This window comes from Synechococcus sp. CBW1004, from assembly GCF_015840715.1.
Lineage (GTDB): Bacteria > Cyanobacteriota > Cyanobacteriia > PCC-6307 > Cyanobiaceae > Cyanobium.
Genome location: NZ_CP060397.1, coordinates 716,194 through 740,630, shown reverse-complemented (window position 1 = coordinate 740,630; position 24,437 = coordinate 716,194). Strand labels below are relative to the sequence as shown.

The 24,437-nt window shown below is 67.7% G+C and carries 25 protein-coding genes and 1 other RNA gene; 14 read left to right on the top strand and 12 right to left on the bottom strand.

Annotated elements, in window-relative coordinates; all coding sequences use genetic code 11:
• The first annotated feature begins 1 nt into the window (after window position 1).
• The 4 genes from pyk to ftsH all read left to right on the top strand — a co-directional run bounded on the left by pyk (window position 2) and on the right by ftsH (window position 5,716).
• Window positions 2-1,768 carry a pyruvate kinase gene (gene pyk, locus H8F25_RS03575; protein ID WP_197212047.1) on the top strand — a complete coding sequence of 589 codons (1,767 nt, stop codon included), beginning with the start codon at window positions 2-4 and terminating at the stop codon, window positions 1,766-1,768.
• A gap of 144 nt (window positions 1,769-1,912) precedes the next feature.
• On the top strand, window positions 1,913-3,142 hold the full coding sequence (locus tag H8F25_RS03570) for an ABC transporter permease (protein ID WP_197212046.1): 1,230 nt from the start codon (window positions 1,913-1,915) through the stop codon (window positions 3,140-3,142).
• 134 nt (window positions 3,143-3,276) lie between these two features.
• On the top strand, window positions 3,277-3,597 hold the full coding sequence (locus H8F25_RS03565) for a DUF1830 domain-containing protein (RefSeq protein WP_370525804.1): 321 nt from the start codon (window positions 3,277-3,279) through the stop codon (window positions 3,595-3,597).
• A gap of 193 nt (window positions 3,598-3,790) precedes the next feature.
• The gene (gene ftsH, locus H8F25_RS03560) at window positions 3,791-5,716 is read left to right on the top strand and encodes an ATP-dependent zinc metalloprotease FtsH (protein WP_197212044.1); all 1,926 of its coding nucleotides are present in this window, start codon (window positions 3,791-3,793) and stop codon (window positions 5,714-5,716) included.
• Between the two features lie 430 nt (window positions 5,717-6,146).
• Here the strand turns inward: ftsH and clpP are convergent, their stop codons facing one another.
• Entirely contained in the window at window positions 6,147-6,737 is a 591-nt protein-coding gene (clpP, locus tag H8F25_RS03555) for an ATP-dependent Clp endopeptidase proteolytic subunit ClpP (RefSeq protein ID WP_197212043.1), read from the bottom strand.
• A gap of 123 nt (window positions 6,738-6,860) precedes the next feature.
• Between clpP and psb29 the strand changes: the two genes are divergently transcribed.
• Entirely contained in the window at window positions 6,861-7,589 is a 729-nt protein-coding gene (gene psb29, locus H8F25_RS03550) for a photosystem II biogenesis protein Psp29 (protein WP_197212042.1), read from the top strand.
• Here the strand turns inward: psb29 and H8F25_RS03545 are convergent.
• From H8F25_RS03545 to petN, 4 genes are all read right to left on the bottom strand, one after another.
• Window positions 7,552-9,105: a hypothetical protein gene (locus H8F25_RS03545; protein ID WP_197212041.1), complete on the bottom strand. Its 1,554-nt coding sequence runs from the start codon at window positions 9,103-9,105 to the stop codon at window positions 7,552-7,554. The two genes, psb29 and H8F25_RS03545, sit on opposite strands and share 38 nt — an antisense overlap.
• Window positions 9,102-10,307, bottom strand: coding sequence for a CofH family radical SAM protein (locus H8F25_RS03540; protein ID WP_370525870.1), 1,206 nt, complete (start codon window positions 10,305-10,307; stop codon window positions 9,102-9,104). The genes H8F25_RS03545 and H8F25_RS03540 overlap by 4 nt, the downstream gene beginning before the upstream one ends.
• Before the next feature lie 164 nt (window positions 10,308-10,471).
• Window positions 10,472-10,639, bottom strand: coding sequence for a hypothetical protein (locus tag H8F25_RS03535; protein ID WP_197214075.1), 168 nt, complete (start codon window positions 10,637-10,639; stop codon window positions 10,472-10,474).
• Window positions 10,617-10,718, bottom strand: a complete 102-nt coding sequence (gene petN / locus H8F25_RS03530) for a cytochrome b6-f complex subunit PetN (RefSeq protein WP_197212039.1) — start codon at window positions 10,716-10,718, stop codon at window positions 10,617-10,619. Before petN ends, H8F25_RS03535 begins: the two co-directional genes overlap by 23 nt.
• A gap of 246 nt (window positions 10,719-10,964) precedes the next feature.
• On the opposite strand from petN, the gene clpS reads away from it, so the two are divergent.
• From clpS to H8F25_RS03515, 3 genes are all read left to right on the top strand, one after another.
• Window positions 10,965-11,231 carry an ATP-dependent Clp protease adapter ClpS gene (clpS, locus tag H8F25_RS17515; RefSeq protein WP_231597044.1) on the top strand — a complete coding sequence of 89 codons (267 nt, stop codon included), beginning with the start codon at window positions 10,965-10,967 and terminating at the stop codon, window positions 11,229-11,231.
• Window positions 11,232-11,266: 35 nt separating this feature from the next.
• Window positions 11,267-11,548, top strand: coding sequence for a DUF2103 domain-containing protein (locus H8F25_RS03520; RefSeq protein WP_197212037.1), 282 nt, complete (start codon window positions 11,267-11,269; stop codon window positions 11,546-11,548).
• Window positions 11,549-11,636: 88 nt separating this feature from the next.
• Complete coding sequence (locus tag H8F25_RS03515) at window positions 11,637-12,062, top strand: hypothetical protein (RefSeq protein WP_197212036.1); 426 nt, start codon at window positions 11,637-11,639, stop codon at window positions 12,060-12,062.
• A gap of 7 nt (window positions 12,063-12,069) precedes the next feature.
• Here H8F25_RS03515 and H8F25_RS03510 read toward each other — a convergent pair whose 3' ends face one another.
• The 5 genes from H8F25_RS03510 to H8F25_RS03490 form a co-directional block, all read right to left on the bottom strand.
• Window positions 12,070-13,239 (bottom strand): C39 family peptidase, encoded by a 1,170-nt coding sequence (locus H8F25_RS03510; protein ID WP_231597308.1) that lies wholly within the window; start codon window positions 13,237-13,239, stop codon window positions 12,070-12,072.
• Window positions 13,240-13,596: 357 nt separating this feature from the next.
• Window positions 13,597-13,983: a hypothetical protein gene (locus tag H8F25_RS03505; RefSeq protein WP_197212034.1), complete on the bottom strand. Its 387-nt coding sequence runs from the start codon at window positions 13,981-13,983 to the stop codon at window positions 13,597-13,599.
• A gap of 282 nt (window positions 13,984-14,265) precedes the next feature.
• Window positions 14,266-14,449: non-coding RNA, 6S RNA (gene ssrS, locus H8F25_RS03500), on the bottom strand.
• Between the two features lie 6 nt (window positions 14,450-14,455).
• A complete protein-coding gene (locus H8F25_RS03495) occupies window positions 14,456-15,790 on the bottom strand; it encodes a 5-(carboxyamino)imidazole ribonucleotide synthase (RefSeq protein ID WP_197212033.1) in 1,335 nt (444 codons plus the stop codon).
• A gap of 123 nt (window positions 15,791-15,913) precedes the next feature.
• Window positions 15,914-16,807, bottom strand: coding sequence for a carbohydrate ABC transporter permease (locus tag H8F25_RS03490; RefSeq protein WP_231597307.1), 894 nt, complete (start codon window positions 16,805-16,807; stop codon window positions 15,914-15,916).
• A 175-nt stretch (window positions 16,808-16,982) separates the two neighbouring features.
• On the opposite strand from H8F25_RS03490, the gene H8F25_RS03485 reads away from it, so the two are divergent.
• The 5 genes from H8F25_RS03485 (at window position 16,983) to aroB (ending at window position 21,381) form a co-directional block, all read left to right on the top strand.
• Window positions 16,983-17,366 carry a heavy-metal-associated domain-containing protein gene (locus H8F25_RS03485; protein ID WP_197212031.1) on the top strand — a complete coding sequence of 128 codons (384 nt, stop codon included), beginning with the start codon at window positions 16,983-16,985 and terminating at the stop codon, window positions 17,364-17,366.
• A gap of 35 nt (window positions 17,367-17,401) precedes the next feature.
• The gene (locus tag H8F25_RS03480) at window positions 17,402-17,749 is read left to right on the top strand and encodes a hypothetical protein (RefSeq protein ID WP_197212030.1); all 348 of its coding nucleotides are present in this window, start codon (window positions 17,402-17,404) and stop codon (window positions 17,747-17,749) included.
• A 125-nt stretch (window positions 17,750-17,874) separates the two neighbouring features.
• On the top strand, window positions 17,875-19,719 hold the full coding sequence (gene recQ / locus H8F25_RS03475) for a DNA helicase RecQ (protein ID WP_231597043.1): 1,845 nt from the start codon (window positions 17,875-17,877) through the stop codon (window positions 19,717-19,719).
• Between the two features lie 120 nt (window positions 19,720-19,839).
• Window positions 19,840-20,187, top strand: coding sequence for a phenylpyruvate tautomerase MIF-related protein (locus tag H8F25_RS03470; protein WP_197212028.1), 348 nt, complete (start codon window positions 19,840-19,842; stop codon window positions 20,185-20,187).
• A gap of 45 nt (window positions 20,188-20,232) precedes the next feature.
• Window positions 20,233-21,381, top strand: a complete 1,149-nt coding sequence (gene aroB / locus H8F25_RS03465; protein ID WP_197212027.1) for a 3-dehydroquinate synthase — start codon at window positions 20,233-20,235, stop codon at window positions 21,379-21,381.
• Window positions 21,382-21,420: 39 nt separating this feature from the next.
• On the opposite strand, the gene H8F25_RS03460 is transcribed toward aroB, so the two are convergent.
• Complete coding sequence (locus tag H8F25_RS03460) at window positions 21,421-22,125, bottom strand: hypothetical protein (RefSeq protein ID WP_231597042.1); 705 nt, start codon at window positions 22,123-22,125, stop codon at window positions 21,421-21,423.
• A 44-nt stretch (window positions 22,126-22,169) separates the two neighbouring features.
• Window positions 22,170-23,387: a class I SAM-dependent methyltransferase gene (locus H8F25_RS03455; protein WP_231597041.1), complete on the bottom strand. Its 1,218-nt coding sequence runs from the start codon at window positions 23,385-23,387 to the stop codon at window positions 22,170-22,172.
• 201 nt (window positions 23,388-23,588) lie between these two features.
• Between H8F25_RS03455 and H8F25_RS03450 the strand changes: the two genes are divergently transcribed.
• Entirely contained in the window at window positions 23,589-24,353 is a 765-nt protein-coding gene (locus H8F25_RS03450) for a TPM domain-containing protein (protein WP_231597306.1), read from the top strand.
• The last annotated feature ends 84 nt before the right edge of the window (window positions 24,354-24,437 follow it).

The following is a 24,437-nucleotide window of genomic DNA, read 5'->3' as shown; positions in this document are numbered from 1 at the left end:
CATGCGTCGCACCAAGATCGTGGCCACCATCGGGCCTGCCACCGAATCGCCTGAGGTGCTGCGGCGGTTGATCGAGGCCGGCGCCACCACCTTCCGTCTCAACTTCTCTCACGGCGATCACAGCGAACACGCCACCCGCATCGCCACCATCCGCGCTGTCGCCCACGAGATGGGCGTTCACATCGGCATCCTCCAGGATCTGCAGGGACCGAAGATCCGCCTTGGCCGCTTCGCCGAAGGCCCGATCACCCTCGCGAAGGGGGAGCGTTTCAGCCTCACCTCCCGCGATGTGAGCTGCAATCGCGAGATCGCCACCGTCACCTACGACCGGCTGGCCGACGAAGTGACCGCCGGCAGCCGCATCCTGCTCGACGACGGTCGAGTCGAGATGCTGGTCGAATCCGTCGATCAGCCCGCCCAGACCCTGCACTGCAGCGTCACCGTCGGCGGCGTGCTGTCCAACAACAAAGGGGTCAATTTCCCGGATGTGCAGCTCTCGATCCGGGCGCTCACCGACAAGGACCGCCGTGATCTCACCTTCGGCCTGCAGCAGGGTGTCGACTGGGTGGCCCTCAGCTTCGTGCGCAATCCCTCCGACATGCAGGAGATCCGCGAGCTGATCCGCAGTCACGGTCACACCACGCCGGTGGTGGCCAAGATCGAGAAATTTGAGGCGATCGACGCGATCGACGCGATCCTTCCTCTGTGTGACGGTGTGATGGTTGCCCGTGGTGACCTCGGCGTCGAGATGCCCGCCGAAGAGGTGCCGCTGCTGCAGAAGGAACTGATCCGCAAGGCCAACAGCCTGGGCATTCCGATCATCACGGCCACGCAGATGCTCGATTCGATGGCGGGCTGTCCCCGTCCCACCCGGGCCGAGGTGAGCGATGTGGCCAATGCCATCCTCGACGGCACCGACGCGGTGATGCTCTCCAACGAGACGGCGGTGGGGGATTACCCCGTCGAGGCCGTGGCGACCATGGACCAGATCGCCCGCCGCATCGAGCGCGATTACCCCCAGCGGGTGATCGACACCCAGATGGCCACCACGATCCCCAACGCCATCTGCCAGGCGGTCAGCACCATCGCCCGCAACCTCAACGCCGCCGCCATCCTGCCGCTCACCAAGAGCGGCTCCACCGCGCGCAATGTCAGCAAGTTCCGGCCCAGCACCCCGATCCTGGCCATCACCAGCGATGTGCAGGTGGCCCGGCAGCTGCAGCTGGTCTGGGGAGTGAACCCGTTGCTGGTGGCGGAGCAGGCCAACAGCGGCAGCACCTTCAACATCGCCATGGGCGTCGCCCAGAGCCGGGGGCTTCTCCAGGAAGGCGATCTGGTGGTCCAGACCCAGGGCACGCTGGAGGGCGTCAGCGGCTCGACCGATCTGGTGCGGGTCGGCATGGTTTCAGCGGTCCTGGGCCGCGGACGCGGCATCGGCAGAGGCTCGGTCAACGGCAAGGTGCGCGTGGCCAGAACCCCCGAGGAGGCCGCCTCCCTGGAGAACGGCGAAATCCTGGTGGTGCGCGAGACCAGCGCCGCCTACCTGGAAACGATCCGACGGTCCCGCGGCGTGATCACCGAGGTGGAGGGGAGGGAGAGCCATGCAGCGGTGATCGCCGAGCGCCTGGGCATTCCCGCCGTTGTGGGGGTGAGCAATGCCACCTCCTTCCTGCGGCAGGGAGAGATCATCACCTTGTCGGTGGAGGAGGGGCTGGTGCATCGCGGCGCCCTGAGCCCCATCGAGATGCGCGGCACGCCATCCTTTTAGACGGCCGACCCGATCCGGGTCCGCCCTGACCAGGGCCCCGGTCAAGACCGCAGGGATCTGAAGGTCCCCGCGGAACGATCGGGTTCCGGCGCTGCCTCCGGCAGCAGGGCGTGTGCCTGTCCCCTTCCCCACGGCTCCCACCCCATGGCCCCGAAATTGCCGCCGCTGGAAACGGTGGGTATGGCCCTGAGCACCCTGCGTGCCAACCGCATGCGCAGTCTGCTCACCATGCTGGGCATCGTGATCGGCAACGCCTCGGTGATCACCCTGGTGGGGGTCGGGCGTGGGGCCCAGAATCTGGCCGACAGCCAGCTCAGCAGCCTGGGAGCCAATGTGCTCTTCATCCTGCCGGGGCGAAACGACACCCGTCGTCAGGGCATCGACGTTCCCAAGACCCTCGTCCTGGAGGACGCCGAAGCGATCGCCGAGCAGGTGCCCAGCGTGCGGCGCGTTGTTCCGCAGATCACGCTCAGTGAGGTCGTCCAGTCCGGCGCCCAGGCCGTCACCAGCTCCATCTCGGGGGTCACACCGGATTTCGTGCCGGTCCGCAGCTTCGAGGTGGCTCAGGGCCGCTTTCTGAGCGAGAGCGATGTGCGCAGCGCCCGCAGCGTGGTGGTGCTGGGTCCGGACCTGCGCGACAAGCTGATCCCCACGGGTCAGGCGATCGGCCGGCAGGTGCGCATCCGTGATCAGTCCTTTGAGGTCATCGGTGTGATGGCCCCCAAGGGCGCGGTCTTCGGATCCAACCAGGATGAGGCGGCTTACATCCCGCTGACCACCATGGTGAGCCGGCTGAGCGGCCGCGATCCCACCTATGGCGTTGTGCTGAGCTTCATCTCGGTCGAAGCCGTGGACGAGCAGCGCACCAGCGCCGCCAATTTCCAGATCACCAATCTGCTGCGCCAGCGCCACCGCATCCTGCGGGAGGACGACTTCGTGGTGCGTTCCCAGAAGGAGGCCCAGTCGATCGTGGGCACGATCACCGGCGGCCTGACGCTGATGCTGGCCGCGATCGCCGCCGTCTCTCTGCTCGTGGGCGGCATCGGCATCATGAACATCATGCTGGTGTCGGTGAGCGAACGCACCGAGGAGATCGGACTCCGCAAGGCCCTTGGAGCCCGCAGCACGGATGTGCTGCTCCAGTTCCTGGTGGAATCGATGGTGCTCGCCTGCGCCGGTGGCGTCGTGGGCAGCGCCGTGGGCATTTCGGCGGTGAGCCTGGTGGCGCTGTTCACACCCCTGCCGGCAGCGATCGCCCCTGCCACCGTGGCAGGTACGGTCCTGCTCTCCGGCTCGATCGGACTCTTCTTTGGGGTGGTGCCGGCGCGCCGGGCCGCGCAACTGGATCCGATCGTCGCCCTGCGCAGCCTCTGAAGACTGGTCAGCCTCCCTTGGCGAGGGCTTGCCGCACGGAACCCAGGAGCCCGCGGGATTCCGGAGAAACCCTTAAGGACGGGAAACCGTGACGAAAGTCACACATGCCCCTGGCGGAGCGATGGGTAAATGATTTGGCCCCCAACAATCGCAACTTGGAGCTCCAGACCCTGCTGGATTGCGGCTTCCGCAATAAGTCCGACCGCATGGTCATCCTGCGTTGCTGCGGGCCCCATGCCTTCTTCCTGGAACGGGTGGTGTTTCCGTTCGAGCTGCTCAGTTTCCAGTGCCCCAAGGACAGCGAGGTGGAGATCTGGACCCATGGGCTGGGCGGTCCCGAGCTGCTCGAGTCGTGCCCGGCCCTCGAGCTGAGCTGTGAGCCGATCGGCGCTCTGGCTGACGCCCTGGAGGCTCAGGAGCTGGAAACCGCCAATCCCTGGCTTGAAGCCGGCTGAGCCGAACGCCAGGGATCTTTTGCGGCACCAGCGGCCTGACGCCTCGCTCGCAGGTCGGGCGATCGAACCGTCGTCCCTCCAGGTTGCGCCGCTGAGGCGGCGCAAGGGAGGAGTGACTCAGAATCAAAGGCCGGTGATCCTGCCGCAGCTGGATGAAGCCGCGTTTACACTTCGTCAAAATGCAAGCCACCCGATGAACCAGCGCTGGCGTCTGATCGCTCTTTGGGTTCTGCCCATCGCCGTCGCCCTGTTTCTGGGCTGGCAGCTGATCGGCAGCGGTCCGAACCGCCTGGGCGCCAACGGGCCCACCGTGGCTCCGCGCAACACGGCGGTGGCCCGGATGAGCTACGGCCGGTTCCTCGATTACGTCGAGGCCGGGCGCGTCACAGCTGTGGATGTTTACGACGGCGGTCGCACGGCCGTGGTCGAGGCGGTCGATCCCGATCTGGACAACCGGGTGCAGCGCCTGCGGGTCGACCTGCCCGGTCTGGCACCTGAACTGATCAACAACCTCAAGCAGCAGGGCATCAGTTTTGACATCCATCCTCCCAAGAGCGCACCGCCGGCCCTCGGCCTGATCGGCAATCTCCTCTTCCCGCTTCTGCTGATCGGTTCACTCATCCTCCTGGCACGCCGCTCGAACGGCATGCCCGGCGGTCCCGGCCAGGCGATGCAGTTCGGCAAGACGAAGGCCCGCTTCGCGATGGAAGCCCAGACGGGCGTCAAGTTCGACGATGTCGCGGGCGTCGAGGAGGCCAAGCAGGACCTCCAGGAGGTGGTCACCTTCCTGAAGACCCCCGAACGGTTCACCTCCGTGGGCGCGCGCATTCCCAAGGGCGTGCTGCTGGTGGGCCCTCCCGGCACCGGCAAGACCCTGCTGGCGAAAGCGATCGCCGGCGAGGCCGGGGTTCCGTTCTTCTCGCTGTCGGGTTCGGAATTCGTCGAGATGTTCGTGGGTGTCGGCGCCAGCCGAGTCCGCGACCTCTTCAAACGAGCCAAGGAGAACAGCCCCTGCCTGATCTTCATCGATGAGATCGACGCCGTCGGTCGTCAGCGCGGTGCAGGCATCGGTGGTGGCAACGACGAGCGCGAGCAGACCCTCAACCAGCTCCTCACCGAGATGGACGGCTTTGAGGGCAACAGCGGCATCATCATCATCGCTGCCACCAACCGGCCCGATGTGCTCGATTCGGCGCTGATGCGCCCCGGCCGTTTTGACCGTCAGGTCAGCGTCGATGCCCCCGACATCAAAGGTCGGCTCTCGATCCTGGCGGTGCATGCCCGCAACAAGAAGCTTGAGGATGGGGTATCCCTCGAGGCGATCGCCCGACGCACTCCCGGTTTCACCGGGGCCGATCTGGCCAACCTGCTCAACGAGGCCGCCATCCTCACGGCCCGTCGCCGCAAGGAGGCGATCGGACTTGGTGAGATCGATGATGCCGTTGACCGCGTCATCGCCGGCATGGAGGGCAAGCCGCTCACCGACGGCCGCAGTAAGCGCCTGATCGCTTATCACGAGGTGGGCCACGCTCTCGTTGGCACCCTGGTCAAGGATCACGACCCCGTCCAGAAGGTCACCCTCATTCCCCGCGGCCAGGCCCAGGGTCTGACGTGGTTCGCACCCGATGAAGAGCAGATGCTCGTGAGTCGTGCCCAGCTGCGAGCCCGCATCATGGGAGCCCTCGGTGGCCGTGCGGCGGAAGATGTGGTGTTCGGCCATTCCGAGGTGACCACCGGAGCCGGCGGAGACATTCAGCAGGTGGCGTCGATCGCCCGCCAGATGGTGACCCGGTTCGGCATGAGCGACATCGGTCAGTTCTCACTTGAGTCCGGCAGCCAGGAGGTTTTCCTGGGCCGTGATCTGATGACCCGCAGCGACGGTTCCGATGCCACCGCCGCCCGGGTCGATGCCGCGGTGCGTCAGATCGTTCAGAGCTGCTATGCCGAGACCGTCAGACTCGTGAGTCAGCAGCGTGCCTGCATGGATCGGGTGGTGGAGCTGCTGATCGAGAAGGAAACCCTCGACGGTGATGAGTTCCGGGCCATCGTCTCGGAGTTCACCAGCATCCCCGAGAAAGAACGCTTCACCCCTGTGCTGACCGCCGCTCCGGCGGCCTGATCGGCACTGTGCCCACGCACATCATGTATCCCGCCGCCCCACAGGGCGGCGTTTTTTTTGCCCGGGAGTTTCGAGAAGCCGGCCTGCGCAGCGGTGCCTGGAGCGACATCGTTGGCCGCATCCCTGCTCCTGTACCAGGGGCGGCCACCATCCGCTGCAGCTGTGGATGAAGGATGCGCAGAGCCTGGGGGGAACCGAAGGATCCATCCACCGATTCCCCGAAGGCACAGGAGCGGATTCACTCCTGCTGCAATCCCCGGACCCCATCAGAACCCTGAAGCCGGAGACAACGGAAAGCTGAAGTCCCGCTCGTGGCTCAGCGTCTGAGAGAGGGAACAGCAGGGTACCGCGAATCCACGCAGCCGCTGAGAATCAGCCCCGTGCAAAGTGGGGGCGAAGAAGGAAGATTCGGGAGAGAATCAGGGACGATTCAGATGGGTCGCACCGGGCGCTTTTCGATCACCTTGTCAATGAGTCCGTACTCAACAGCTTCAGCCGGTGACATGAAGAAGTCACGGTCGGTATCCGTCTGAATCCGATCCAGCGGCTGACCGGTGCGGTCGGAGAGCTCACGGTTGAGTTTGTCCTTCAGATAGAGAATCTCATCCGCCTGGATGCGGATGTCACTGGCCTGGCCGCGAGCTCCACCCAGGGGCTGGTGGATCATGATGCGCGAATGGGTAAGACTGCTGCGCTTGCCCTTGGCACCGGCACACAGCAGAAAGGCCCCCATCGATGCCGCCAGTCCGACACAGACGGTCTGGACGTCAGGCTTGATGTGCTGCATCGTGTCGAAGATGCCCAGTCCGTCGTAGACGGAACCGCCGGGGGAATTGATGTAGAGAAAAATATCCTTGTCCGGATCTTCGGCTTCCAGGAACAGCAATTGGGCGACCACCCGGTTGGCTGATTCAGCGGTCACCGGCTCCCCAAGAAAGATGATCCGCTCGCGCAGCAGGCGGGAGTAGATGTCAAAGGCCCTCTCGCCACGACCCGACTCCTCGATCACGATCGGGATCACGGATGAAGAGGGCATGGAGGGAACTCATCGATGCGAGCACTCTACTGAGCTGCTCCGGCACGGCGGGCCCTTGCCGGGATCGCAGCGCTAAGGTCGCTGGACCCTGAGGTCTCCCCCCGTCGCGTGAGCGAAGCACTGACCGTCGCCGACAGCAAGCGCGCCTTCCACAGCGCTTTTCCCCACGTCATCAGTCCGCTCTACCGGCGGATGACAGATGAACTGCTGGTCGAACTGCATCTGCTCAGCCGCCAGCGGGGCTTCCGGCCTGACCCCCTGTTCGCCACCGGGCTTGTGCAGGTGTTCGACAGCTTCAGCAAGGGCTACCGGCCGGAAGGCCAGCGCGAGGCCCTGTTCCAGGCCCTGTGTACCTCCTCCGGCTTCGATGCCGCCAGCCTGCGGCGGCAGCAGCAGGAGGCTCTGCAGACGCTCGGGCAGCACTCCGTCGAAGAGGTGCGTCAATGGATCGAACGTCAGGGTGAGGGAGCTCCGGCCCCCCTGGCCGAAGCGCTCGCGAGCATCCGCCGTGAGGACTTCCACTACTCCCGGCTGATGGCGGTCGGGCTGCTCACCCTGCTGGAGCAGGCCCAGGGCGCCGATGCCATGGACCCCCAGACCCTGCGGCAGGCCGCCCACGAGATCGGTGCCTCGATGGGTCTGCTGCGGGACCGGCTCGACAAGGATCTCAGCCTCTACACCAGCAACCTCGAGAAGATGGCCCAGGCGGTGGAACTCATGGAGGAGACCGTCGCCGCCGAGAGACGCCGTCGCGAACGGCAGGCTGCCGGCGACGCCCCCGCCGCCCCTGGTGGTGACGTCAGCGGGGAACCCGCAGCCCCCCCGACAGCCGGCTGAGGGCGGTGGCGGGATCCGCACCGGCAGGCGGTTCAGCCACCATCCACAGCTGGTCGGCGCGCCGCACCAGTTCCGGCACCTCCGCCGGGAGCAGACCCAGGGCCTGAAGGGCATCGGGCCGGCTGCGCAGCCGCAGGCCTCCGGGGCCCGGCAGCTGACTGTCGGCGCGGGCGATCGGCAGCAGCGGATCCGCCGGCACGGGTCCCAGGAAGAACAGCAGCTGGGGATCGCGTTGCGCGGAGGTGATCCAGCGCCACCCGCCGACGATGACCCCATCGGTTCGCTTCCAGGTGGCGCCTCTGGGATCGGAAGGCCTGGATGGCGCGCTGGTGGCGCTGCCCGCCGATGGCCGTGCCGCCACGGGGCTGGATCCCTCACCGCCGGCGGCAGCAGGGGCCTCGATGGGCGAGGGAGCCGAGGTCGCTCCCGGTGGATCACCGGCGGAAGTCAGGCCCTGCTGCACTAGGGAACGACTGAGCTGCTCGAGCAGGGTCTGCCAGTCACGCTGCTGCCGACCCACCGGGAGCTGCAGTTCCAGGGAAGCCTGGAAGGGCCCTTTGGGGAGCGCTCTCAGCTGGAGGCGGAAGGGAGTGCGACGCAGCAGGGCCAGACGACCGGCATCCAGGCCATAGCGACGGCTGAGGGGATCACGGATCAGGGGGCGGGACAACAGTCCCTCGAGCAGCAGATCGGTGGCCCCACCCTCCAGTTCCAGAAGGCGATCGGTCGGCAGCGGGGGCAGGGCGTCGGAGCGACCGGATCCGGAGGCATCCAGGGGGGCGAGCAGTCCTGCACCATCACCGGCTTCGCCCTGCCAGACCAGGCCGCCGTCGGCGAGCGAGAAGCTGAGGCACCCCCTTGACAGGCGCTGCAGCAGAGGGGCGACCGGACCCGTGATCACCCCCAGACCCGTGCTGCTCCACAGGACCGACTGGTCCTGGCGCAGCCGTTCGAGGCAGCGGCGATTGAGGCCGCGGCTGAGCCGCTGCTGCGGCAGCAGCCGGTCGCGCAACAACTGGCGGGACAACGGATCGGCGGCGATCACCACCAGATCGCCGATGCGCAGGCCATTGGCCGGCAGGGCGGCGGCAGGGCCGCCGGGAAGCGAGGCGGCGGAGAAGGCGAGCAAAGGGGCCGCATCGGTGTGATCGCCCCAGAGCTGCCACCAGGGCCCGCGCTGACGCCGCCAGAGAGGCTCGGCCTGCTCGGCACCGAGCCGCTCACGCCAGAGAGCCGGTACGGGCCGATCCGGCGTGGGAGGGAAGCTCTGCAGGAGGCTGGCCGCTTCCAGGAGCTGCTCCAGACCCACGGCCCGCGGGCGGGGGAGGCGCCACAGCTGAAACGCCGGCAGCAGCAGCAGCAACAGGAGCGCCAGTGAGGTGAGGGGCAGCGGTGGCCGGCTCGGCCATGACAGCCTCCATGGCTGGAGACGCTGGAGCAGCCTGCGGGGCCCGGCGCCCGGGTTGGGCCCGGCGCCGTCAGGTGGCGGCAGGGGTGTGTCGGTGCTGTCGCTCATGACGGGAGACCCGTGGCGGCGGGATGGAACGCGTCGTCAACCGGCGGGACGCCATAGAGGGTGGTGCGCTGGCGGACGGGTCGGCCGATCGAGCACACAGCCCGCTGCAGGTCCTGAGGGGTCTGGCAGGTTCCGCCGCCGGCGCCCGCCATGGTCGTGATGTGCTCTTCCATCAAGGTCCCGCCGATGTCGTCGCAGCCCCAGCGCAGGGCCTCGATGGCCTGGGGCAGGGTGAGCTTCACCCAGCTGGGCTGGTGGTGGACGAACCAGGGGCCGAGCAGCAGCCGGGCCTGCGCTGTGAGCAGGAGCATCGCCTCGGTGTCGGGCTGATCCCGTCCGACCCTTTGGCGCAGGGGCGCAGGCGCGGACGCACCGATGAAGGGGAGCAGCACGAACTCGCTGAAGCCGCGGTTGTGATGCTGCCATGCGTGCCGCTGCAGGGCGACGAGAGTCAGCAGATGGGCGACCCGATCGGCCGCCTGCTCGATGTGGCCGCCCATCAGCGTGCTGGTGGCAGTCAGTCCATGGCGCTGCAGCTGGAGCATCACCGTCACCCACGCCCGGGCGGAGAGCTTCTCGGGGCAGATGACCCGGCGGATGCGCTCACTGAGCACCTCCGCGGCGGTGCCGGGCACCGATCCCAGCCCCGCCTGCCGCAGGCGCAGCAGCACCGCATCGAGAGGCAGGCGGTCAGCCTGGGCGAAGAACAGGAGCTCCTGGGGGGAGAAGGCATGGAGATGTGCCCCGGGCGCTGCCGCCGCAAGATGCCGCAGCAGCTGTTCCGCCCAGGCCAGATGACTCCCCCGCAATCGGGCCTGGGGATCGAGAGCGGCCTGGAGGCACAGCTCCGTCGCCCCGAGCCGGCGGGCCTCCGCGGCGCGCTCACCCAGCTGCTCCAGCGAAAGCCGATAGGCGCCAGCTTCGCCCTCATCCCTGCGGAAGGCACAGAAACCGCAGCGCAACCGGCAGATGTTGCTGCTGTTGAGGTTGCGGTTGATCACATAGGTGACCGTGTTACCCGCCAGGCGGCGGCGCAGTGCGTCGGCGGCGACACGGATCCGTTCGCGCTCGACCCCGGTCCAGCGGCGCTGCATCAGGGCGAGGGCAAGTCCCGGCAGAGGCGAGCCGTACAGATCCGAAGCGCTCGGAGGAGGAGGGCAATGGGCTTGGGACGGGTCGGCTGACCGGGCAGCACCGGTCAAGCCGGTCGGATGCTGCGAAACACCGGCCAGAAGCTGCTGATGCGCGTGTTCCAGATCAGCCAGGAGCGCATCCAGCGGCAGATTCTGGAACGGATCAGCCGTGTGGGCCTCGGGAGGGCTAACCAAGAGGCGGCCCGCCATCTCCCAGGCAGAAGCACTGAGGCTCAGCGGCGGCTGCCGGCCGAGGCCGCCTGACGGCGGCGGCGATCCCGCCATTCGACGCTCGAGAGGTAAACGACGCCACCACTGACGAACACCAGCAGCAGCAACGCCACCGCAGCGAGCACCGTGGTGGGGGAGAAGCTGAAATCAGAAGCCCAGGGTGTTGTCACCGTTGCGGCCCCAGACAACCATCGCGATCGAGAAGGTGAACGTGGCGGCCAGAGCGGCCCAGCCGAGGGTGATCAACATCGGGGCGGCACCGCAGTCGTCCTGCGGGAAAACACCAGCGGATGTTACCTAGGGTGGGAGGAGAACCCGGCGGGGCTCGCCATGGTCTGCAACCCAGTGGAGTGCTGCAGGGCCTCACGGCCCGTGGCTGTTCCCAGCCTTCCGCCCTTCCCGATCGGGAAAGCCTTCAGGCCAGTCACGACGCCGCCCCGGCCCGCAGCCTCGGCAGGTTCCGCAATCAGCGCCACGAACGCCAGTCCCACAGCGGTGCAGGAACGGCAGAGGGTGCGGCAGCCCTACCCCAACTACCGGGTGATCGTGCTGGACGACAACATCAACACCTTCCAGCACGTGGTCGACTGCCTGGTGCGCCATCTGCCCGGAATGCAGCCGGACCGGGCCTGGGAACTGGCCCATCGCATCGACGGCGAGGGATCGGCGGTGGTCTGGCGGGGACCTCAGGAGCAGGCCGAGCTTTACCACCAGCTCCTTGGTGGCGAGGGCCTGACGATGGCTCCGCTGGAGCGCGACTGAGCGCCAGGCTCGTTTCCCCAGCTCCTCGCCGCGCCATGGGCCGCCTGGTGATCACGCACAGCACCTACCTCGAGGGCCTGATCCCCCTGCTGAGGAGGCTTGCGGAACACGCCAGCATCGACACGGTGACGCCCGCGGTGATCAGCCGGGTGCGCGGACGCTGCGTCGGTCTGCGGCTGCGCGTCTCCACGCCGATCACCGGCGGCCACAAACTGGTGGCCCGCCGCGGCAGCAGCGCCCAGGAGGTCTTCGTGGTGACAGGACTCGATCGCGAGACCCTGCAGCTGGAGCTGGATCGCCTGGCCGCAGAAGGCTGAGGAGGAAGCAGCCATGGCCCTTCCCCCGCGCCCGAGGACAGGCCAAGACCAGCCGGCAGCCGACGGCCTCGGTCTCCTGTACGTGGTTGTGGCCCTGACCCTGCTCTGGCCACCGGCCGCCCGCGCGCAGGTGGCGGATGTGGTGCGGCCGGACGCCCGGGGGGATTTTCGCTCGATCCGGATCGCCGGCCCCCGGGGCTCCACCCCGCAACGGTTCTGGCTGGTGGTGGATCGCGATCCGCGCGGCCTGCTCTGCCGCGACCGACAGGGGCGGGCCTGGATCGCATTGCGGTATGGATCGGTCGTGCAGCTGGTGGAGCCGGAGCAACAGAACGAGCCGATGTGGCCTGAGGGGAAGCCCACGCTGCTTGTCGCCGTCAAACCGATCGACATCCTTGTTGACGCCCGTTTCAGAGAACGGGGGAAGGCCACGGTCTGCCGGGTACGCGCGAACAGCTCCTTTGTCGCCCCGATCCAGCAGGATTCGCTCGAGCAGTCACTGATCGCACCCTGAAGACAGGTCACACCCTGAAGACCGTGTGATACCAGATGTGGCGTGGATCACCCTGGGATTCCGGGGAACAGGTGCGGGCAATCAGGCCATAGGAGTAATGCAGTCTCTCGCCGGATCGCGAGTTGTCATAACCAGTGCTGAACCACTCGCCATAGGGATCATTGACGATAAAACCCTTGTCGTCGTAGCCACGAATGACAACAATATGACCCGACCGCGTGAAGTATCCATGCACGATCACAGGATTGCCAGCGTCAATGGAGGTCCGGATATCGCGGAAGCCACCATCGACGCGAAAAATATCCTTGAAGCCGGGATAAGTCCCGATCAGATACTGCAAATCGTAGGGGTCGTGCCTGCTGCGACCCAGATCCTCGAGCTTCTGATAGAGCTCATCCTCCAGCTGAGTGCCCGGCCGCCTCGGATAGCCCAGGAAGAACAGGCACATCGCCACGCAGGTGACATTGCAACTGCCATAGGGATTCAGACGGTTGTCCAGCTGACTGAGATAGGGCACCTTCAGATCAATGCCGCCCGCCGCTCCGGCCTGGCGTGCCACCGCCGAAGCTGAGACCGGTGCGGCAGGCGCCAGCGTTGCGCCGACAGGCTTCCAATGGGGCTGGTAGATCCACCACTGCCCCGCTCCGTAGGCCAGCTGAACCTTCTGCGAGTTTCCATCCGCCTCCAGGAACCGCTCCACCTTCCACTGCTTGCCAGTCTCGACCGGAACCAGCTGATGTGGCGCCAGCAGCGAAGAGTCAAGCTTCTCCTTCTTGAGGAAGGTTTCAGTGATCGCCTCAAGCAGGATCGACGGTGCAGCAGGCGCCCGACCCTTCAGCTGCTCGAGGCCCTTGCGCCAAAGCTCGCCTTCAGCGTCGCGACGCCTGCGCAGACCGGCCTCGACGCTGCTGCCTGGATTCATGTACAGCATCAGGGCCTTCGGGACATCATCCCAACGCTTCTCCCGCAGACAGGCGCTGATGGTGCCAAAGCCATCAGAACCGTAGAAAGCAGGGCCTAGATTATAAGCAAAACTACACAGCGCCGACTGCATCAGAGCGTTCATGTCCTGCCAGAAGGGAATCCTGGCGGCGATGGGCTCCCAATAACGCTCCTGGAGAGAGGTCACAAAGAAGGCATCAGCCTCCTCGGGAGTGATCGTGTCTCCGATCCGCACCTTGCGCCCATCTGGATAGATCGTCGTTCCCCAACCGATCGTATGGGGTTCATCACCACTGTGCGGATCGGGATAGGCGTGGATCAGACCGTCGCGGGAATCGAGGCGAGCGCAGCCTTCGAATTCCTGAATCAGCCGAATCGCCTCGGGAGGAACAGGAGCAGCCACCGCATGCACTGGCAGGAAATCAGGGATCAGCGTATGAATCCTGCTCCTCCAGGACAACGACCCCGGCCGAGAACTTCCCCTTTCCCTGACAGGTGGATCCAGGCATATCGCAGGGAAATGCTGCCTGGACGTCCTCCCCGCGATCTGAGCTTCGAAGGCCCGATGCCGTCTGTCGCCTGCTCCTCTGGATCAGGCCATCGTGAAGTGGCGCGCATAGACCGCCTCGGCCCGGAACCAGGCCCAGGCCCCTCCCTGGCGAAACCAGGGGGTGTCATCGACCGGCTGCAGCTGCTCGGGCTCAAGATCCCAGCGGCCTTGCAGGTAGGCCCGGTACTCCTGCAGAGCGAGCTGGGGCCCCTGCCAGTGGACCACGGCAAAACGGCGGGCTCGCACCGTCAGCAGCAGACCGCCGTCCTGCTCATTGGTCTCCTCCTCCAGCAGGAAGGTGCGCAAGGGCCCGGCCTCGCTTCCCTCCAGGCAGTACTTGCGCAGGTAGAGCTGTCTCGCCCTGGGGAACAGGGGCGAGGGGGCCCGCTGCAGCAGCGACTCGAAGGCCTCCTGGAACCGTGCAGCCATGGGGGAATTGCGCTGTTCGCAAGCTAATCAGCCGCGGGCCACAGCCCGGTGGCTGCCGAGCGGAGACTCCGGAGCGAGGGGGCACAGGCACCCCCCGCAGCGGATTCCCGGCAGCCCTGAGCCCGGGACACGGGGAGGGGGTGCAGACGAAGCAGCCAGCAACCCCTCTCAGCCAGGGGGTGCCGGCCGTATCGGGAGCGGCCCGGCCGGGATCACGATCCAGGCCGAGAAGGACGAACGTCCAGCCTGGTCGAGCGTCCGGAGGGTAGGAGAGGAAAAAGAGGGTGGACCGCTGTGCCGTCTTGCCCCAGTGTTCGACCTGGTGGAACCAGAAGGGGAGTCAGGGGCGAGGCTTCGTTTCCGGCTACGAGGCCGGTCTACGTCGCTGACGCTGAAGACTCCCCAAGTCGAAAAGGGAGTCAGATCAGAAAACTGTGAAAGGCAGTCACCAACACAGCAGTCCGGAGAAATCCTAGGCGGCGCGCGCCGCTGCCGGGCTGTCGAAGCGTGGCCAGATGGCGCGCACCTGCTCCAGCCAGCGCCGACACTCGTTGCGGCGCTCCTCCTCACTGCCGGCCTGCAGCGGGATGGTGAGATGGCCGAGCTTGCGTCCCGGTCGCTGCCCGCGCTTGCCATACCAGTGCAGATGCACCCCGGGCAGCTGCCGCAGCCGCACCAGCCGGTCCTCCACATCCTCGGGGGAGGCCATGGCAGCAGTGCCGAGGAGATTCACCATCAGCGCCCCTGCCAGCCTGGGCTGCGTCGATCCCATCGGTTGACCGGTGACGATCCGGACCTGTTGCGCGAACTGGCTCGTCTGGCAGGCCTCGATCGTGTAGTGGCCGGAGTTGTGGGTTCGGGGAGCCAGCTCATTGATCTGCAGGCCACCTGGGCCGTAGAAGAACTCGATCGAGAGCACGCCGACGTAGTCCAGGGCGGTGAGCAGCGAGGCGGCGATATTGCGAGCGAAGGCCTCCACGGCATGATCCACCGCCGCGGGGAACAGCACCCAGTCGCACACCTGGCGATGCTGATGGGTCTGCACCAGAGGAAAGAGTTCCACCCGGCCGTGGCGATCCCGGCAGGCCACCAGCGCCAGCTCCTGCTCAAAACGGACCAGCTCTTCGAGGATCCAGGCGGAGGGCTTCACCTCGGCCAGCAGAGCCTCCAGATCGGCCTGGCCATGCAACAGACGGGTGCCACGGCCGTCGTAACCGCCGCTGGTGGCCTTGGCCATGACCGGGAAGGCGAAGCCCTCCGGCAGACACGGCTCGGAAGGCTGAAGGTCATGGGCGGGACGGGTCTGCAGCCACTCCGCCAGGCTGCCCTCACCGCTCGCAGATACCGTTTCCGCATCACCCGATTCGCCGTCACCCTGCAGCGGCGGCTCCGGTGGCTGCAGCGTCTCCTCCAGGCAACACCAGCGCAGCGTGGGCAGATGCAGGGCATCCAGCAGCTGCCGCTGGCGCCGCTTATCCACGAGGGGTTCCAGGGCCTGCAGCGAAGGCACGAACTGCACCCCCTCGACAGCGAGCGGGGCCAACGCATCCAGGGGAATCCACTCATTCTCGAAACTGACGGCGGCACAGCGCTCGGCGAGCAAGCGGGTGGCACTGACGTCATCGAGGGCAGCCACCACCACCGAGCTGGCGCGGCTGGTGGCGGGGTCATCTCCGTTGGGAGTCTGCACATGCAGATCCACACCGAGGCCCTCAGCCGCCTCGGCCAGCATCCAGGCCAGCTGGCCACCACCGACGATGCCCATCGAGCGCAGGGGTGCTGACGAGGGATCGGCAGAGATGGTCATGGCCTGCAGGGATCGGAGGCATCGCCGCAGACCGGCAGGAGCCCGGACGGAAACGGCGGGGCCCACCCTCGCACCTCGCATCCCGCCATCCAGCCCTGTCGCCCGGATCAGCGAGGGGACGGATCAGGTCAGACCACGGTCGCCCGCGAACAGATAACGCACCAGGCTGAGCAGCAGCACCGCCAGAAACAGCGCCAGGCCCACCGTGCAGGCGTAGCTGATCTCCAGTTCCGAGAAGGCCTGGTCGTAGACGTAATAGACGATCGTGCGCGTGGCGTCCGCCGGGCCTCCCTGGGTCATGAGATACACCTCCTCGAACACCTTGGTGGCGCCGATCGCCGAAATCACCGCCACCAGCGTGATGTAAGGGCGCAGCAGAGGCAGGGTGATATCGCGGTGACAGCGCCAGCCCTCACTGCCATCAAGAGCCGCCGCCTCGTACAGCTCCGGGGCGATCCCCTGCAGACCCGCCAGGAAGATCACCATGTAGTAGCCAAGCCCCTTCCAGAGGGTCACGACCATCACCGAGGGCAGTGCGAGCAACGGCGAGGTGAGGAAGCCGATCGGCTCGAAGCGGCTGCCCAGCAGCGCACTCAGCCATCCATTGATCAGGCCGTTCTCCGCATAGAGCCAGCGGAAGGCGATCGCCGCCACCACCAGAGACACCAGCACCGGTGTGTAGAAAGCGCCGCGGAACCAGTGAATGCCCGGCAGCGAGCGATTGACCAGAACCGCCAGGCCCAGGGAACCGAGCACGATCGGGGGCACCACTCCGATCAGGTACACGAACGTGGTGACGGCGACGCGCTGGAGCATCGGATCGACCAGCAGGCGACGAAAGTTGGCCAGGCCGACGAACTGCAGCGGCTCGCTCACATCGAGTCCGCTGCGGCTGAAGCTCATCAGCAGGGCCAGCAACGCCGGGATCAGCACGGAGAGGCCCAGAAGCAGAAGCGCCGGGGCAAGGAAGGCCCAGGCGGTGAGCGTGGAGCTGCGGGCGGTTGCCGGCCGTGGGATGGACGCGGCGGGACGCTCGGAGGGGGAAGCCACGGGCGCGGGCGAAATCGGTGGCATCCTGACCGATCCGGCCTGCTCCAACAGCCCCGGCGACGCAGCAGGACTGCAGGACATCCCGGATGCACCATCCGCCCTCCCGGATGCGGAGAATGAGTGGGTCCATCGCTCCGGGCCCATGAGTGCCCCCGGCCGGGAAGCCGTGGCATCCCGTCACCGCACATCCGAGGCCGCCGTTGTCAGCCTCGAGGCCAGGATCCGGAACTGGTTGCTCTGGCTCCTGCTGGTCATCGGGCCGGCGACTCCCGCCTGGGCGGGGGCGACGGGCACCCGGGTCGAGCTGCTGCTCCACGGCATGGATTGTTCGCTCTGCGTCCAGGGCCTGGAGCAGCGGCTCCGCAGCCTGCCGGGTGCCCAGCAGGTTCTCCTGGATCTGGAGCGTGGTCGCCTGAGCCTGCAGTTCCGACCGGGAAGCATGGTCGCCGATCAGACCCTGCGAACCCTGATGCGCGATGCCGGCTTCGCGGTGCGGCAGATCCGCCGCAGCCCGGTGGCGCCTTGAGGCCACCTCTGCCGGGAGCGCGCCAGGCAGCGGCCATGAGCCTGCTGTTCTGCTCCGGCACGCTCATCTGCTGCGCGCTTCCGGCGCTTCTGGTGCTGCTGGGTGCGGGCTCGGTGCTGGCGGCCCTGCTCAGCTGGTTCCCGGGCCTGGTGCTGCTCTCGCAGCAGAAATCGCTGGTGTTCGCTCTGGCGGCCCTCGCCCTGGTGCTGGGGGGCGCGACCCTGGCCCGCAGTGCCCGCCTCCCCTGCCCCTCCGATCCCCGCCAGGCCCAGCGCTGCCGCCGGCGGCTGCGCCAGGCCCGCTGGCTGTACGGCCTCTCCTGCACGGCCTTCACCATCGGCTTCAGCGCCGCATTTGTGCTGCCACGACTGATCAACCGATGAGCAGGGCTGGCCCCAGGACGGCGGCCCGGACACCGGATGAGCACGCGGGTGGAACCATTGCCATGGATCCCCGTGGCCATCGATCCCCTGTGCCCCGCAGAACCACCATCGCCACCCATGCGCCTGTGACCGCCGTCCCCAGCGACCTGCATCCCGATCCCGCCGAAGTGCTGCAGCGGGTGTTCGGCTATGCCGCCTTCCGCGGCCCACAGGCCGGGATCGTCGCGCACGTGGTCGCGGGCGGGTCGGCGCTGGTGCTGATGCCCACCGGTGGCGGCAAATCGCTCTGCTATCAGATTCCCTCGCTCTGCCGGCCCGGCGTGGGCGTGGTGATCTCTCCGCTGATCGCCCTGATGCAGGACCAGGTGGAGGGTCTGCGCCAGACCGGCGTCAGCGCCGCCGCCCTCCACTCGGCCCTGGAGGGCGGGGAGGCGGCGGCGGTGTGGCGTCAGCTGGAGAGCGGCGCTCTCAACCTTCTCTATGTCTCTCCGGAGCGCCTGCTGAGCCCCGGCTTTCTCGATCGCCTGGCGGCACTGCCACTGGCCCTGTTCGCCATCGACGAGGCCCACTGCGTCTCGCAATGGGGTCACGATTTCCGGCCCGAGTACCTGCAGCTGGCGGTGCTGGCCGAGCGCTTCGCCGGCATCCCGCGCATCGCGCTCACCGCCACCGCCGATCCGCGCACCCGTGACGAGATCCGTGAGCGCCTGCGACTGCAGGACGGCCGGGTGTTTCTGGCCAGCTTCGATCGGCCCAACATCCGCTATCTGCTGCGTGACAAGGAGGACGCCCGCAGCCAGCTGCTGGCCTTTCTCGCGGACCGTCGCGGCGAAGCCGGCATCGTCTACGCCCGCTCGCGCAGCCGGGTGGAGCGCTTCGCCGCCGATCTGCAGGCCGCCGGTTTCGATGCGGTGGCGTATCACGCGGGCCTCTCGAGCGAGGCACGCTCAGAGGCGTTGCTGCGCTTCCGCAACCGCAGCGGCGTGATCGTCGTGGCCACGATCGCCTTCGGCATGGGCATCGACAAGCCCGATGTCCGCTTCGTGGCGCATGTGGATCTTCCCAAGAGCCTCGAGGCCTACTACCAGGAGACCGGCCGGGCCGGCCGCGACGGCCTGCCCGCCGTGGCCTGGATGGTGCACGGCAGCGGCGATGTGCCGCAGCTGCGGCGCTTCATCGAGGACTCGGAGGCCGGCGAGGCGCAGAAGCGGATCGAGCACGGCAAGCTCGACGCCCTGATCGGCTACAGCGAGGCCTCCGGCTGCCGCCGCCGGGTGCTGCTGCGCCACTTCGGCGAGGAGCTGGAGCAGGACTGCGGCAACTGCGACGGCTGCCTGGAGCCCCAGCAGCTCAGCGACTGCACGGTGATGGCGCAGAAGGCCCTCTCGGCTGTGTACCGCACCGGTGCCCGCTTCGGCGCCGCTCACCTGGTGGATGTGCTGCTCGGCGCCGACACCGCCCGCATCCGCGAGCTGGGCCACGCCAGCCTCAGCGTGCATGGCATCGGCGGCGAACTCGACCGGGGCCAGTGGCGCGCCCTGTTCCGGCAGCTGGTGGCCAGGGGATTCCTGACCAGCGATGCCGAACGTCGCGGGGGGCTGGCGTTCGGCGACGACGCTCTGGTGCGGCCGTTGCTGCGGGGAGAGACCCGGCTGGAGCTGCGGCTGCCGCCGCCGGCGCGGGAGCGTCGCCGTCCCTCAGCGGGGGAACGCAGCAGTGCCAGGCCGCTGCAGGAGCTGCCCGCCGACGCCCAGCAGCGCTTCGAGGCCCTGCGTCAGTGGCGGCTGGAACAGGCCCGCAGCCAGGGGGTGCCGCCCTATGTCGTCTTCCACGACCGCACCCTGATCGAGATCGCCAGCCGCCAGCCCAACGACGAGGCGGAGCTCGCCGGCGTGGCCGGCGTGGGTCAGGCCAAGCTGGAGCGCTACGGCGCGTCGCTCCTGGCGGCCCTGCGCGAGCTGGGGGACTGAACCCCGTGAATCCGCCCCTCCCCGAACCGGAGCGGATCTGACCACGCAACGGAAGGAGGGCTGTGACCCACCCGCATCCGTGGGCTCGCCGAGGATGGCGTGCGGTGCCTCCCGAACCCCATGCCCCTGATCCACATCCAGACCTCGGCGCCCGCCCCCGCCGATCCGTCGCCGCTGCTGCGGGAGCTCTCCCGTGAGCTGGCCTCCCTTCTGGGCAAGCCCGAGCGCTACGTGATGGTGCTGCTCAGCGGCGGGGTGCCGATGCAGTTCGGCGGCACCACCGCACCCTGCGGCTATGTGGAGGTGAAGAGCATCGGCCAGCTCGATGGCGACCAGCCACAGCGCATCATCGCGGCCGTGTGCTCCCTGCTGGAGCGTCATCTCTCCCTGCCGGGCGCCCGCGTCTACATCGGGTTCGAGGATGTGCCGGCCCGGCTGTGGGGCTGGGATGGCAGCACCTTCGGATGAGCGCCCACCCCGGCCCGTAGCCTCGCCCTCACAGAGTCCGCCGCCATGACCACCACGCCAAGCCCCCCGCGCGAGATCGGCCTGCGCAGCATCCGCGTGGAGCTGAGCACCAACCCCTATCCGATCCTGATCGGCGACGGCGGCCTGAGCCAGCTGGGAGAGCAGCTGCTGGCCCAGGGGTTCAGGGCCGGCACCAAGGTGCTGGTGGTCACCAACCCGGTGGTGCAGGAGCACTACGGCGCGCAGGCGCTGGGCTCACTCCAGGACGCCGGCTTCGACGCGGGCACGCTGGTGATCGAGGCTGGCGAGGATCAGAAAACCCCCGCCACCGTGGCGCTGATCCATGACGCCTGCTTCGCGCGGAAGCTGGAGCGGGGCTCGCTGATCGTCGCTCTCGGCGGCGGTGTCGTGGGCGACATGGCCGGCTTCGCGGCCGCCACCTGGCTGCGCGGCATCGCCGTGGTGCAGGTGCCCACGACCCTGCTGGCGATGGTGGATGCGGCGATCGGCGGCAAGACCGGCGTCAACCATCCCGGCGGCAAGAATCTGATCGGCGCCTTCCATCAGCCGCGGCTGGTGCTGATCGATCCCGCCACCTTGGCCACCCTGCCGGAGCGCGAATTCCGGGCCGGCATGGCCGAGGTGATCAAGTACGGCGTCATCGGCGACGCTCAGCTGTTCGGGGAGCTCAAGGCCGCCGCGACGCGCGATCCATCAGCCGGACTGGCCAGTCAGGACGCCGTGGGGGCTGGGCTGCTGCAGTCGTTGCTGGAGCGCTCCGCCGCCGCCAAGGCGAGGGTGGTGGCGGCCGATGAACGGGAAGGGGGCCTGCGGGCGATCCTCAACTACGGCCACACCCTCGGCCACGTGGTCGAGACCCTGTGCGGCTATGGCACCTGGCTGCATGGCGAGGCGGTGGCGATCGGCATGGTGGCCGCCGGCGAACTCAGCCTGGTGCGCGGTCTGTGGAGCGCCGAGGATCAGCGTCGCCAGCGAGAGGTGATCGCCGCCGCAGGGTTGCCGCAGCGCTGGCCGGATCTGGATCCCGCGGCGGTGCTCTCCTGCCTGCAGGGTGACAAGAAGGTGCGGGAGGGGAGGGTCCGCTTCGTGCTGCCCACCGGCATCGGCACGGTGGAGATCCGCGATGACAGCGATTCGGCCGCGATCCTTGCGGCTCTCGAGCGCTGCTCGTGAGGTATGCAAACCTGTACTGCGGTGCGAGGCAGCACCGCCTCAACTGGTGGAACTCACCGCCCGGGCGATCAGCACCGTGAGCATCACGATCGCCAGCAGCACCTGCAGGGACATCACCAGCTTGGCCGGGCGGGACACCAGGGCCTCACTGGTGGGGCCATAGGTGGAGTTCACGTTCAACGAGATGAACAGGTAGTCGATGATGTGGGGAACGGGCGGCTGCTCGCCTTCGCGACTGGGCCAGACAAATACGCCCCCCGGTGTGCTCACGTCCAGGAAGACGTACATGAACATGAACACCAGAACGCTCTCCATGTAGACCGCCCCGACATCCCACAGGCCCATCAGTCCGCCTCCCTGATGATGACCTGCGGTGAAGATCATGCAACCGATGTTGTCGATCACCTGCAGAACAGAGAAGGCCAGGTAGACAAACCCCCAGCGGAACAGGCTGCGCTGGCCGCCACGGAACAGGGACACCATCAGGCCCACAGTCACCGCCACGAACACCAGCGTGCCGACCCGCTCCACCATGGTGACCACTCCCTTCATCGCCGGTTCAATGCTCTGATCCCGCTCCAGATGGGCCGTGAGCAACAGATCCATCACCCACACCAGGGTCAGTGAGGCGATCACCACCCATCGACCGCGCCCTTCGGTCAACCGCTGACGCAGGCGCTCGGCTGGGGACTCGCGCGTCGGTGTCTGAAGCTGGAGCGGAATACCACCTGGTGCCATGGCCATGATCTGGAGGCTTGGCCGCAGTCTGGCCAGGGCGCAGGAGCGGGTCAGTACAGGGGCGGATCCAGGAGAAACAGAGGCGGTCGCTGGAGCATGCACGTGCCGCGACTGAAGGCCGTCCAGCGGAAATCCCCCAGAGCTGCAGGATCCACCAGCCGCAGCAGGGCCTCACGACGCGCCAGCAGATCAGCGAGGGGCAGCTCCGGCTGCTGCTGCAGTCCATGCAGTCGCTGAGCCAGGCCCAGAGCCAGCAGGGCCTCCCCCTGGCGGCGCTGGCCCAGCCCCTGCCAACCGCTGGCTTCGGCCGCCGCCGTGAGGCTCTCGAGGCAGAGGTGGGCCGTCAAGTCCCAGCGGCCGGGTTCGCGGAGTGGGTCCGATGAGGCCTGCTGGGCGCGATAGGCCATCAGCGTGCCGCAGGAGCGCTGCGGTGCGTAGTAGCGGAACGCCTCCAGGGCGTAGTCGATCACCAGCAGAACCCCCGTCCTCAGGCAGGCTCCGCAGTCCCGAAGCCAGGGCTCGAGCCCCGGATGCAGCTCCGTGCTCCAGCCAGCGGGCCGCTGGAGGCCGGGATCCGCCAGACCCAGCTCCGCCAGCCGTTGCAGCTCGCACGGCTGGAGGGGCTCCCCGGCCACCAGCTCGAGCGAGGCACGGTCATCGCTGCCACCGGAGGGCGAGGCGGCGGGGATCAGGCCCACCTGCTGATGTCGCCAGCAGCGCCCATCCCAGACGATCCGCTCCACCGGCAGCGCATCGAGCACCTCATGGGCCAGCACGACCCCCACCAGGGGCTGTGCGGCCAGCCGCTCGAACGTTGCCCAGCGGACCGGCAACGGGCAGCCGGCCAGCCGCTGGCGCTGGCGTTCCACAAGGCCGGCACTGGGATCCACCAGCACCAGCTCGGTCCTGGCCGCCAGATGCGGCCAGCCCCGCGCCAGCTCGAGAGCCAGATCCGCGGCCAGGCTTCCCTCGCCAGGCCCCGCCTCCACCAGTGCCAGGGGCCCAGGGCCCAGCTGCTCCAGCCAGGCGGCCAGCTGCGGCGCCAGCAACGCTGCGAAGTCGTCACTGAGGGAGGGAGCGGTGCTGAAATCGCCCTGCGGGCCGATCCGCAGGCGTCCGCTGGCATAGGCGCCATGGACGGGGTCGTGCAGCACCCACTCCATGTAGGTGCGGAAGGACACACGGCCCCCGCCCTGCTGAATCCGCTCGGCCAGCCAGGGAGGACAGGAGTGATGGCAGCGGGCCGGCGCGGCGGTGGGATCGGGCAACGGGAACGGGCGCAGGCCACGGGATGTCCATGCTGCCGCAGCCTGAGTGCGGATCCGATCTGCGGGCATGCAGGCCAACGCCCCCCCTGGTGCGGGAGAGAGAATGCGGATCCCTGAGCTCGCAGCATGCCCAGCCGACCGGCCATCGCCCTCCGCACCGGCCTTCCGCTCCGCCCCTGGCTGCTGGGCCTGGCGCTGGCGATGCTCCTGCTGCTGGCCCCGCTGGGCGGGCCTGCATGGGCCTACGACAACCCCGATCTGCTGCCGGATCACGACACGCCGGTGATCGACCTGGCCAAGCTGCTCACCGACGGCCAGCGCCAGGCACTGGAGGACGAACTGCGGGAATTCGAGGACACCAGCGGCTGGAAGCTGCGCGTGCTCACCCAGTACGACCGCACCCCGGGCCTGGCCGTGCGGGAGTTCTGGGGCCTCGATGACCGCAGCCTGCTGGTGGTGGCCGATGAGCGTGGGGGCAATCTGCTCAACTTCAACGTCGGCGATGCGCTGTTCGCCCTGATGCCGCGCACCTTCTGGGTGGAGCTGCAGACCCGCTACGGCAATCAGTTCTATGTGCGCGAACACGGCCAGGACGCCGCCGTGCTCGATTCGCTGCATGCGGTGAAAGGGTGTCTGAACATCGGCGGCTGCCAGGTGGTGCCCGGACTGCCGCAGGAGCAGTGGCTGCTCACCCTGTCCACCTCGATTCTCGGCGGCCTGATCGCCGGCTTCGCCGCCTTTCCGCGCCAACCGGGGCGGCGGGTGGAGTGGGGCTGGGTGCTGCTGCTTTCACCGCTCTGGGTGATCCTGTTCGGCGTGTTCGGCGTGGCTCCGATCGTGACCCGCACGCCCGAGGTGCTGCCCCTGATCCGGAACGCCCTCGGCTTTGGAGGGGGAGCGGTCGGTGCCTATCTGGTGGCTCAGCTCACCCTGGGTCGGCGGTTGAAGGAGAAGGAGGAAGGTTGAGAGCGCGACTCGAGGCCTGAGCGTCCATCGCATTCCGGCCGCAGCACTGCCACAAGACTCCCCGTCGCAGCCGTGCGATGTGGG